Source organism: Vibrio sp. Vb1574 (assembly GCF_033338675.1).
In genome coordinates this window covers 24,394-34,343 of the sequence record NZ_JAWOTC010000053.1, presented here as the reverse complement: position 1 = coordinate 34,343, position 9,950 = coordinate 24,394, and the positions used below count along the sequence as shown (strand labels likewise).

Sequence of the window (9,950 nt, the reverse complement as noted above, 5' to 3'; positions counted from 1 at the left end):
CTGAAACTCAGTATATTGTTTGATAATTATTCAATTTCGGACGACTTGGTTTTCTGTCCGAATTACGCAACAAAGCCTAGTCACCACTTAATTCAACCTAGGTGTTTCAGGGCGATAATAAATTCAATGGGAGTCATCTAAACATCCTCAGACGCCATCAAACTAATGATTCCACAGAAAAGATTAACACCAAACGCCTACTAAAAATAACTCAGATTAAGGCGTCATTTAACCCGTGTATCAATCTTCTTTTACCTTCTATTTAGGCACTAGAATCACTAACCTTCTATTTTATCTTTGAAGGCACAGATAAAAAGATGCATGATTAAAAAGGAAAAATAGCGGATAACGGTTTAACAAGCACTCGGAGCTTGGAGGCAATTTTGAACAAATTACTAATGATATTTGCGTTGGTTTCTTTACCTTGCTTGGCCTCTGATGATGTTGAAGATCCCTGCAAAGTAAAAGGCGGTGGCGTTATGGCTGGTTATCAGTGTGTAGAAAAGAAAATGGAATCTGCAGATAAAGAGCTTAACGAAAGTTACAAGGAAGCAATCGCTAGAATAGGTGAGGAAGAAAAAGCACTAAGGGAAACATGGTCTCAGACCGAACTGGTAGAGCCATTTCGAAAGGCCCAAAGAGCTTGGCTAAAATACAGAGACGCCGAATGTGAATTTACGGGCCTGTCTTCCACGCCCTCACCCTGGCAAGGTGTCCAGATTGAAGAATGTAAGTTAAGAATGACGTTAGAACGCGTCGAGTACTTCAATGGTGTATACGTAGGCTAAACGGATTACATCTAACAAAGCACTTCAATAAGATTCGCAACTCTTGGCAATTTCAGTTTAAATGTACTCTGTGTTTAAGATGCAAGCGTTCAGGTTGTGCGTAAAGCTAATATGGGTGTGAAATAATTATGGAAAAAGACGATTTAGTTGGGCTAGTAGTTAAGTATTTCGAGAAAATAGATGCCGGTGATCCTAGCTATCTGGATCTATTCTCAGAGGATGTTGATTTTTTCTTTCCTAAATTTGGGCAAGCGAAAGGAAAGAGTGCCTTAGTGGAGTTTGGCAATAGGATTGGTAGCTCGTTGATTAGTATCTGGCACGACATAGACGGCTTTCAAATAACGACTGCTGGAAACAAGGTCATTGTTGAAGGACAGGAAGGCGGCGTAATGAGTGATGGTACCTCTTGGCCGGACAACAAAGTTTCCATAGGGCGTTTTTGTAGTGTATTTGAGTTTGAAGGAAAAATGATAAGTCGTATGTTTGTGTACGTAGACCCTGACTTCCCGAGTCGAGATTTTGAGAGAATTTCCGTGCTGTCAGGCGAGAGCAACGTGCGACAAACTGTTCAAGCCTGAATACTACCGCTACCGCATAGCATCTTTGTTATGCGGTAGTATTCGTAGTTAAGGTGTGTTGAGGGCTTTGATATCGCTTTACTCGCACCTTATCAGTGCGTTAGCCACATTCCCTTACTGATAGAAATGCTACTTTCTTCAATCGTCCTGTATTATGATAATGAAAAAGATTGCATTAATTTTAAGATTAAAATGAACCAAAAATTTTTTCTAAAACTACTCCCTGTCCCTTTTCTTCTAACCGGTTGCCAGTCTACGCAAAGCCAGCTACAGCCTATACCTGAAAACGTATTATCAAACCTATCGACTCAATGGGCAGTGGTAGAGGCCTGTTTTCATTCCGATGCTTATAGCTTAGAGCAATCGGTAAACTATCGAGAGGCCATTAACTATTCTTTTTCTACTTGGCTAGTCGATCAGTCCGATATCGATCAGTCTGTAAATGAAGCTCGTATAGCGTTATCAGAATATCAGTCTCAGAATGATGGTTTAGGAACAACATGTAAGGATTGGCACCTACCCCTAGAATCTGGATTGCGAGAAGTTAACAATCATAAGAATCAAGTGGCGATAGACCAGCGGCGAGCACATGAAATACATAAAGCAAACGCTTCTAAACCTGTGACGTATTCAACACCAGCATCTACTTCGACTAGTAATGTTGTTCACTGTTACAAATTGGAAGACGTTAGCTTGAATAAGAACATTCAAACGTTTAATGGAATGATATGCCCTATAGGCTGGCTTAAATATTATGGCTATTAATGTATTTGATTAATACAGGACTTAAGAATGAACTCTAAGTTTAATTTTTAGTTCAAGATTGGGTTTCTTGTTTACAATGTTATGTTTCCAGTTGGATTACCGTATTCGAATAGATTGACGAAGTTAATCAATATATGTGTATTGATGCTTACTTTTTATCGAGTTATCTTTGTTTGATAGCCATTAAAACGAGTAAGGAAACAAAGTGACTGTGTTAACAAAAGGCATACACCACGTAGGTTTAACCGTATCTAACCTAGAAGCAAGCGCGAAGTTTTTCACTGAACAATTAGGTTGGAGTGAAGTAAAAAGAAATCCAGACTACCCGGCAATATTTGTGAGTGATGGGCATATCATGCTTACACTATGGGCGGCTAAGGCTGATGCCGCCACTCCATTTGACAGAAAAACGAATATTGGTTTGCATCACTTAGCTTTACTCGTAGAGACTGAGAAGCAACTCTATGAGTTGCGTGATCAATTTATGGCGTCGGGAATCGAAATTGAGTTTGGTCCCGAGCTTGTTAAAACAGGACCCGCAAAACATTTAATGTGTTACGACCCAAGTGGTATTAGGGTTGAGTTTTTCTGGGCGGGCTCATAAAACAAACATAACAAAGTTTTATAATAGGGATTTGGTACACATGGCATTGTTAGTTTGCACCGCCTTTGGTATTTAAGGTGCTTAGCAGAAGCTTGTGTATCGAATGCCCCTCCCCTCCTACTACACATTTTGCGACTTACGAGTAAGTCCAAAAGGATAAATGTTATGTATAAAATCGGCGTTGTTTTATTTGATGATTTCACGGATGTCGATTTCTTTCTTATGTATGACTTGCTGGGGCGCACAACCGACAGTTGGACAGTAAGTATACTTGGAACTAAATCTGAACATCATTCCCACCTCGGTATGAAAGTTAAAACAGACGGACACCTTTCTGAGGTGACGAATCAAGATGTCGTTCTTATTACAAGCGGCAAACGGGGTATTCCAGCCGCTTTAAAAGATGCTGAATTTATGTCAGCGTTGAATCTTGATCCAAATAGGCAGCTAATAGGTTCGATTTGTGCGGGATCATTCATCCTCCATGAACTCGGTTTACTAAAAGGCAAGCGATTAACAACAAACCCAGATGCAAAGGATGTTCTACAAAGTATGGGAGGAGATGTTCAGGATCTGCCTCTCGTGATAGACGGTAATGTAGCGACGGCCGGTGGCTGTCTTTCACTGATGTATCTAATTGGTTGGTTAACAGAGCGGCTATTTGACTCAAACAAACGAAAAGCTATACAAAATCAATTGATACCTGCTGGGCAATTAGAGCTATTTGAAGAGCTTATTGCCACAACAATTCAATCAGCAGAGTTAGCAAGCTCGGATAACAAGGCGTTAAATAATCATTCATAACATGTGGTGTTTTACATTACGTTAGTTTTAGTGTTTAGGGTAAGTCACACATCAGTCTTGTGTGACTTACCCTTGAACATAACGCCACTTGGGGAAATTAACTTACAGGGAGTAAATCAATTGGTAAAAATGTACGGTTCTGAGGAGACAAGAGCGTTTTGCTGTAATTGTAAAGAAGTAACGCTACATCGGTACGAAAGCTTCTCTAAAGCGCAGGAAAAGACCGAGAAAAAAGCTAAAGGTTTCTTCTCAGGTCTATTTGCAGCAATAATTAGCTCATTAATGGAAGGCGAAGCGACTGGTGACTACAAATGTACAATATGCGGCACCAATCTTCACACGCCAGATAATTTAGATTAATAGTCAGTGTCTCTAATGCCACGGCTAGTAGCACGCAACATAATTTATAGACGGCTCTAGTGGGTTTGAAGCGTATACACCTTATGCATTGCATTTAGGGTTTTGAGGTAGTGTTGCGGATCAAGTAGTGCGCTTTTATCTCTAACAAGGGGCTAAAGCAGAGCAAAAACAAGGGACAAGAAAAGAAGTAGTTTTACTTGAGTATCAATGAATTACAGACACAAAAAAGCCCACCAAAAGGTGGGCTTTTTCTAAAATTTGGTGGGTCCGGGCGAACTCGAATCGCCGACCCCTACCATGTCAAGGTAGTACTCTAACCAACTGAGCTACGGACCCAAATTTTGTGTTCCTAACCATTCAATTCAGAATGGTGCGTCCGAGTGGACTCGAACCACCGACCCCCGCCATGTCAAGGCGATACTCTAACCAGCTGAGCTACGGACGCATTTCTCTGGAACGACGAGGATATTAGCTATAAGCGAACGACGGTGCAAGCACAAATTTGCCAACTTTGAACCGTTTGGCGAAAATGTAAACTCAACACGCGTTTTCAGATGATTTTATCGACAAGAACTGGGCCTGTAGGGTTTAAAAGTGTGATCTATATAACTTTTATTATCTCACTTAATTGTCGTAAGGCACTTCACTGAGCATCCAAATCTGTAAGGTTTGCGATACCTTAGGGCAAGTACCAAACAAAATCTGATATTTAGGTTTAAATGGTTCGCCGATATAGGTTGTACGGATCAACTCTCCTGTTTTAACATCCACTTGAGTGCTCACCCTGCCTTTGAAGTTTTGAAATATGACAAACTGCTCACTGTGGTAAACCATTTGCTCTCGGTAAAACAAGAAATGATCTTGGGGTGTCTCTGTCAATTCACACTCTAGTGGTTTCAAATTAGGTATCGCACTAACATTAGATGCGATGAACAATGCTGACAAAATCCATCCGTATCGCATATGGCTGCCCTATTCTGCACTCTTTTTCAAAGTATAGGCCCTGCCTTGATGACTGATACAAAAAAGGCTTTGATCATCTCTAATCAAAGCCCCTTGTTTCTGCTGGTTAATTGTCGTGTTTAGTCGTCCGCCTCAAACACAACGTTATAATTTTCGGTGTATGTACAATTCGGCTGACGGCTACAAGTAAAGAAACGTCTCCCTTTGAACTCACCTTGGCTTGCGGTTTTAATGATCATCGGACTGCCGCATTTTTTACAAAAACGCACTTCTTTATCGGGCTCAATCAAATCAATGTGTGCCGCAAGCAAACGACGTAATCGCCCAACTTGATAACTGTGCTTTATCGAGGCGCCAATTAAAGGCAGGTTGGCCGTCTTACAAACATGAATCAATAACTTTTGTCTTTCTATCTTACCCTTGTTTAGCTCCTGCCCATTATCCAATTCAACGATAACGCGCGGCTCTAGTGTCCTTGGGTCACAAATAACGTAATCAAAATAGCTTCGAGATATACGATTGTTCGCGACAAAAAACTGCTTCTTATTTTTGATTTCTTTTGGCGTAACCAAACTGGACATGTTTACTTTCGCGAATACTACGGCATGCTCCCCTACCGCCGCTCTTAACGCATTATAGAACGCACCCTCTTGACCTCTGAGCAGAGGGCCTTTCGAGCGATAAGGATAATCACGCGTGTCATCGTGCTTAATCACGTACTTTTGAATAACAAAGAAGAATAAAACCAGAAGAACAACAATGATAAAAATGTTGGTCATAAATAAAGTGCATCCAAAACAACTCGTTGCTCAAAGCGTAAATGGAAATGTTATGCAGAGCAACAAAACCTCGCAATTTTGAGGCGCCACGACGATAGCGAGAAACAGAAAATTTTGCTCACCAATAAAAACGAGCCAATCACACACTTGGATTGGCTCGTTTAAATTTTGTTAATACATTATGTATGCTAAGAATCAACTATTAGCGTCTGGCTGATTCTCTGGCATCGCATCAATAAAAGCTGGCAGTTGATTGCATGACTGCACAACAGCGTTAATGGTTGGATAAAGAGAGGTATCTACACCAAAGCGTTGTGCGTTATAAAATTGTGGTACCAGACAAATATCGACAATAGATGGCGAGCTTGTCAGGCTAAACTTGCAATCACCATTTAGTTTACGATGCTTCTGAAGTTTCTCTTCTAATGCTGTAAAACCTTTGTGGATCCAGTGATGAATCCAAGCGACTTTGCGCTCTGGCTCGCAAGCTAACTCCCCCTCTAAATACTGTAGAACTCTTAAGTTATTCAGGGGATGAATCTCCATTGCAATATCCTGAGCCAAAGCTAGCGCTTGGTATCGAAGCGGCGTTTGCTCGGGGATCACAGTGACATCCGGGTAGTGTTCTTCTAAGTATTGAATGATCGCCAGTGACTGGGTTAACTGAACCTCCCCATCCACCAGCAAAGGAACCAGTTCAGAAGCGTTTAACTCATGGTACTCGTCACTATGTTGTTCGCCACCATTGCGCACCAAGTGTACCGATTTTGAATCATACGATAACTCTTTAAGATTCAAGCAAATACGCACACGATACGCCGCCGATGATCGCCAGTATCCGTATAAAATCATGCTATCGCTCATATCGTCTCCCAACCAGCACTATTAGTGCTTGAGATATTGGCTAACTTGTTGGTCAATCGAACCGAATATGTTGTTGCCATCCGCATCGAACATTTCCAATCTGATTGAATCTCCAAACGACATAAAGTTAGTCGACGGCTTACCATCACGAATGGTTTCAATCATGCGAACTTCCGCGATACATGAATAACCAACACCACCCTCCTCAATCGAAGTGCCATGTTCGGTGCCTTGCTTATTAGATACCGTGCCAGAACCTATAATTGCCCCAGCAGATAGCGGGCGCGTTTTAGTCGCATGAACAATTAAGTCTGCAAAATCAAACGTCATATCGATACCCGCATTTGGGCGACCAAACGGCTTGTGGTTGTAGGTCGAGAGCAATGGTAAATGCACTTTGTTTTCGTACCACGCTTCGCCGAGTTCGTCAGGTGTTACTGCCACAGGAGAAAACGCAGAAGAAGGTTTAGATTGGAAAAAACCAAACCCTTTAGCTAACTCTGCAGGAATTAGGCCACGCAGCGACACATCATTCACCAGCATGATCAAACGAATCGACTCCTGAGCCTCTGCAACACTTGCGCCCATTGGTACGTCACCAGTTACCACAGCAACTTCACCTTCGAAATCAATACCCCATTCATCACTGGCAAACTCGATATTGTCACAAGGTCCAATAAAGGCATCAGAGCCTCCTTGGTACATCAACGGGTCCGTCCAAAAACTCTCTGGCATTTCAGCGCCGCGAGCTTTTCGAACCAACTCAACGTGGTTTACGTAAGCACTGCCATCAGCCCACTGATAAGCGCGAGGAAGCGGCGATTCACAGTAGTGCGCTTCAAACTCTTCATACCCTGCAATCGTGCCATTGTTCAGTGCAACGTATAGCTCTTCCAGTTGTGGTGCTAGCGTATCCCAGTTATCAAGCGCCACCTGCATCGTCGGTGCTAAGTTCATGGGGTGGAAAATTTCTGTCGCTGGTACGCAGCGCGTTAAGTCTTTGCTCACGACCATCAACAAACCGTCACGAGTGCCATTTTTCTTGGTTGCTAATTTCATCCTTGCCTCTTACTTCTCTTGCCAGCTATAGACGTATTCTTTGTTTTCTACTTTTTCCAGCTCATCCGAAAACTGAAGTGCGTGACGCGTATCAATCATGACCGCGACTTCGTCGGCAAAAGTCTTCTTATGCTCTCGCCCTGCCTTGAAAGCTTTCGGGTGAGGGCCATGTGTAAAACCTGCTGGATGGAATGTCACCATACCCGCTTCAATGTTGTCACGACTAAAGAAGTCACCTGCATGGTAGAACAAGACTTCGTCATAATCGTCATTGTTGTGGTAGAACGGTACTTTGAGCGCTCCAGGATCACTTTCAATTGGACGAGGAACGAAGGTGCACACCACAAATCCTGCTCCTACAAATGTAGTATGTGCAGAAGGCGGTAAATGGTAACGATGTGACATAAGTGGACGAATATCACGCCAGTTCACTTTTACTACCGCCAAATCACCATGCCACCCAATCGCATCCAGCGGGTTGAATGGGTAAGTGATAACACTGACTTTATCGTGGCGTTTCACCTGAACCTGTGTTTGATTCTCAGAATATTGAGCACGGAACTGATCGTTGATCGACGGCGTTTCTAAAACCGCCGGATCAAACACCGCGTGGTTTCCAACCATGCCTTTTTCGGGCAATGTATAAGCCGCATCGGTGTTTTCAATCATCAGAATGAACATCGGCTCGCTTGGTTCTAAACGCCAGCTCGTTGAGCGCGGGATCATGACATAATCCCCTTCGCTCACTTTCAAATGACCATAATCACAGTAGAGATCTGCCGTACCTTGGTGGATGAATAGCAGTTCGTCGCCATCTGCATTTCTCACCAAGAAGTCCATTTTTTCATCCATACGCCAAACACGAACTTTACAATTCGCGTTGTGTAATAGATGCGGGACTGCCCAAGGGGTAATATGGCTGGCTTTTTCGACTAGATTAAAATCAAACGCTCGTGGACGTAGCTCGCCCTCCCACTCAGACCACCCCGTTGGGGCATGTTGATGATGAAAATGTGTTGCGGGGCCGAAGAAGCCACTTCGACCTGCCTCACGTTCATAAATTGCCTCTTCCGGGAAGTCAGCATGTGCTTGTTTAGAGCACACTCCCTCCCGGTGAGGGAATGTGATCCATTTATGCATCGCTCAATACTCCTCGGCGAATTTGGTCTTCTTCTATCGATTCAAACAACGCTTTGAAGTTACCCTCGCCAAAGCCTTCATTGCCTTTACGTTGGATGATTTCGAAGAACACAGGGCCGATAACGGTTTGAGTAAAGATTTGTAGCAAGATGCCATCTTTCGTTGGTGCACCATCAATAAGAATCTGCAAATCACGAAGCTTGCTTACATCTTCACCGTGGCCTTCAACACGCTGATCGACTTTCTCGTAATAAGTATCTGGCGTTGGCATAAAGTCCATGCCTCGCTCACGCAAGGTTTTGACCGTTTCGTAGATGTCGTCAGTGGTCAATGCGATGTGTTGAATACCTTCGCCATTGTATTCACGGATAAACTCTTCAATCTGTGATTTATCATCTGACGACTCATTGATAGGAATTCGGATTTTGCCGCAAGGTGCGGTCATCGCACGGCTGACAAGACCAGTCAGCTTACCTTCGATATCGAAATAACGAATTTCGCGGAAGTTACCAATGCGCTCATAGAAACCAGACCAGACATCCATGTTGCCTTGCTTAACGTTGTGCGTTAAGTGGTCGATTTCGTAAAGACCAACATTCGCTTTTGATAAACGTTCATCAGCATCATCATAAAAACGAAAATCGACATCATAAATACTCTGCTTTCCATAACGGTCGACAAAATAAAGCAAGCTTTCACCGATGCCATAAATAGCAGGAATGCTTAGCTCCATCGGCCCAATTTCCGTTTTATATTCTTTACCGCCATTCTCTAACGCATGCGCCAGAGCAACGGTGGCGTCTTTCACACGAAATGCCATGCCACAAACTGACGGACCGTGAACTTTGGCGAACCCCTCAGCTTGGCTATGCGGCTGCGCATTCACAATAAAGCTAATGTCACCTTGTCGATATAACCACGCTTCTTTTGAGCGATGCTTTGCAATTTCCGCAAAACCTAACGATATAAACAGATCTTTAAGCTGTTGAATGCCTTTGTTGTCAGCAGCGGTATATTCAACAAACTCAAATCCGTCTGTTCCTAGTGGGTTATATGCATCAACCATGACTTTCTCCTTGTCTCAGTAGCTTTTGTTTGGACTTATTTTTCTAACTTGGCGCAGGTCTTGAGAAATTGGAATACGTGGGGAGAAATCTTTACCTTGGCGATTTTTACGCATAATTGTAAAATATATGTTACACACAGGAGGCGCGTCGAATCTACTTTCGTAAACATCAAATAAACT

The 9,950-nt window shown here is 42.9% G+C and carries 12 protein-coding genes and 2 tRNA genes; 6 read left to right on the top strand and 8 right to left on the bottom strand.

Translation table 11 applies throughout. From position 1 onward, the window contains the following. The first annotated feature begins 398 nt into the window (after positions 1-398). The 6 genes from R7O12_RS21700 to R7O12_RS21675 all read left to right on the top strand — a co-directional run bounded on the left by R7O12_RS21700 (position 399) and on the right by R7O12_RS21675 (position 3,899). Positions 399-788: a lysozyme inhibitor LprI family protein gene (locus R7O12_RS21700; protein ID WP_017820912.1), complete on the top strand. Its 390-nt coding sequence runs from the start codon at positions 399-401 to the stop codon at positions 786-788. Positions 789-916: 128 nt separating this feature from the next. Next, positions 917-1,366 carry a nuclear transport factor 2 family protein gene (locus R7O12_RS21695; RefSeq protein WP_054730747.1) on the top strand — a complete coding sequence of 150 codons (450 nt, stop codon included), beginning with the start codon at positions 917-919 and terminating at the stop codon, positions 1,364-1,366. 192 nt (positions 1,367-1,558) lie between these two features. Beyond that, complete coding sequence (locus tag R7O12_RS21690) at positions 1,559-2,131, top strand: hypothetical protein (RefSeq protein ID WP_236147217.1); 573 nt, start codon at positions 1,559-1,561, stop codon at positions 2,129-2,131. A gap of 205 nt (positions 2,132-2,336) precedes the next feature. Further along, entirely contained in the window at positions 2,337-2,735 is a 399-nt protein-coding gene (locus R7O12_RS21685) for a VOC family protein (protein ID WP_031780991.1), read from the top strand. Positions 2,736-2,900: 165 nt separating this feature from the next. After that, a complete protein-coding gene (locus R7O12_RS21680) occupies positions 2,901-3,539 on the top strand; it encodes a DJ-1/PfpI family protein (RefSeq protein ID WP_054729556.1) in 639 nt (212 codons plus the stop codon). A gap of 129 nt (positions 3,540-3,668) precedes the next feature. After that, the gene (locus R7O12_RS21675; protein WP_017820907.1) at positions 3,669-3,899 is read left to right on the top strand and encodes a hypothetical protein; all 231 of its coding nucleotides are present in this window, start codon (positions 3,669-3,671) and stop codon (positions 3,897-3,899) included. A gap of 259 nt (positions 3,900-4,158) precedes the next feature. On the opposite strand, the gene R7O12_RS21670 is transcribed toward R7O12_RS21675, so the two are convergent. The 8 genes from R7O12_RS21670 to hppD form a co-directional block, all read right to left on the bottom strand. Then, positions 4,159-4,235, bottom strand: a tRNA-Val gene (locus R7O12_RS21670). Between the two features lie 32 nt (positions 4,236-4,267). Then, positions 4,268-4,344 (bottom strand) — tRNA-Val (locus R7O12_RS21665). Between the two features lie 179 nt (positions 4,345-4,523). Continuing rightward, positions 4,524-4,862 carry a hypothetical protein gene (locus tag R7O12_RS21660; RefSeq protein WP_005377830.1) on the bottom strand — a complete coding sequence of 113 codons (339 nt, stop codon included), beginning with the start codon at positions 4,860-4,862 and terminating at the stop codon, positions 4,524-4,526. Between the two features lie 119 nt (positions 4,863-4,981). Further along, a complete protein-coding gene (locus R7O12_RS21655) occupies positions 4,982-5,641 on the bottom strand; it encodes a DUF2726 domain-containing protein (protein ID WP_005377831.1) in 660 nt (219 codons plus the stop codon). 195 nt (positions 5,642-5,836) lie between these two features. Further along, a complete protein-coding gene (maiA, locus tag R7O12_RS21650; protein ID WP_005377832.1) occupies positions 5,837-6,505 on the bottom strand; it encodes a maleylacetoacetate isomerase in 669 nt (222 codons plus the stop codon). Positions 6,506-6,526: 21 nt separating this feature from the next. Then, positions 6,527-7,564, bottom strand: coding sequence for a fumarylacetoacetate hydrolase family protein (locus tag R7O12_RS21645; protein WP_318126363.1), 1,038 nt, complete (start codon positions 7,562-7,564; stop codon positions 6,527-6,529). A gap of 9 nt (positions 7,565-7,573) precedes the next feature. Beyond that, entirely contained in the window at positions 7,574-8,704 is a 1,131-nt protein-coding gene (locus R7O12_RS21640; RefSeq protein WP_042521907.1) for a homogentisate 1,2-dioxygenase, read from the bottom strand. Next, positions 8,697-9,770, bottom strand: a complete 1,074-nt coding sequence (hppD, locus tag R7O12_RS21635) for a 4-hydroxyphenylpyruvate dioxygenase (RefSeq protein WP_005377835.1) — start codon at positions 9,768-9,770, stop codon at positions 8,697-8,699. Before hppD ends, R7O12_RS21640 begins: the two co-directional genes overlap by 8 nt. Between the last annotated feature and the right edge of the window lie 180 nt (positions 9,771-9,950).

Coding starts and splice junctions, on each gene's coding strand:
- R7O12_RS21700 (WP_017820912.1), top strand. CDS start 399: ATGATATTTGCGTTGGTTTCTTTACCTTGCTTGGCCTCTGATGATGTT.
- R7O12_RS21695 (WP_054730747.1), top strand. CDS start 917: ATGGAAAAAGACGATTTAGTTGGGCTAGTAGTTAAGTATTTCGAGAAA.
- R7O12_RS21690 (WP_236147217.1), top strand. CDS start 1,559: ATGAACCAAAAATTTTTTCTAAAACTACTCCCTGTCCCTTTTCTTCTA.
- R7O12_RS21680 (WP_054729556.1), top strand. CDS start 2,901: ATGTATAAAATCGGCGTTGTTTTATTTGATGATTTCACGGATGTCGAT.
- R7O12_RS21675 (WP_017820907.1), top strand. CDS start 3,669: ATGTACGGTTCTGAGGAGACAAGAGCGTTTTGCTGTAATTGTAAAGAA.
- R7O12_RS21660 (WP_005377830.1), bottom strand. CDS start 4,862: ATGCGATACGGATGGATTTTGTCAGCATTGTTCATCGCATCTAATGTT.
- R7O12_RS21655 (WP_005377831.1), bottom strand. CDS start 5,641: ATGACCAACATTTTTATCATTGTTGTTCTTCTGGTTTTATTCTTCTTT.
- maiA (WP_005377832.1), bottom strand. CDS start 6,505: ATGAGCGATAGCATGATTTTATACGGATACTGGCGATCATCGGCGGCG.
- R7O12_RS21645 (WP_318126363.1), bottom strand. CDS start 7,564: ATGAAATTAGCAACCAAGAAAAATGGCACTCGTGACGGTTTGTTGATG.
- R7O12_RS21640 (WP_042521907.1), bottom strand. CDS start 8,704: ATGCATAAATGGATCACATTCCCTCACCGGGAGGGAGTGTGCTCTAAA.
- hppD (WP_005377835.1), bottom strand. CDS start 9,770: ATGGTTGATGCATATAACCCACTAGGAACAGACGGATTTGAGTTTGTT.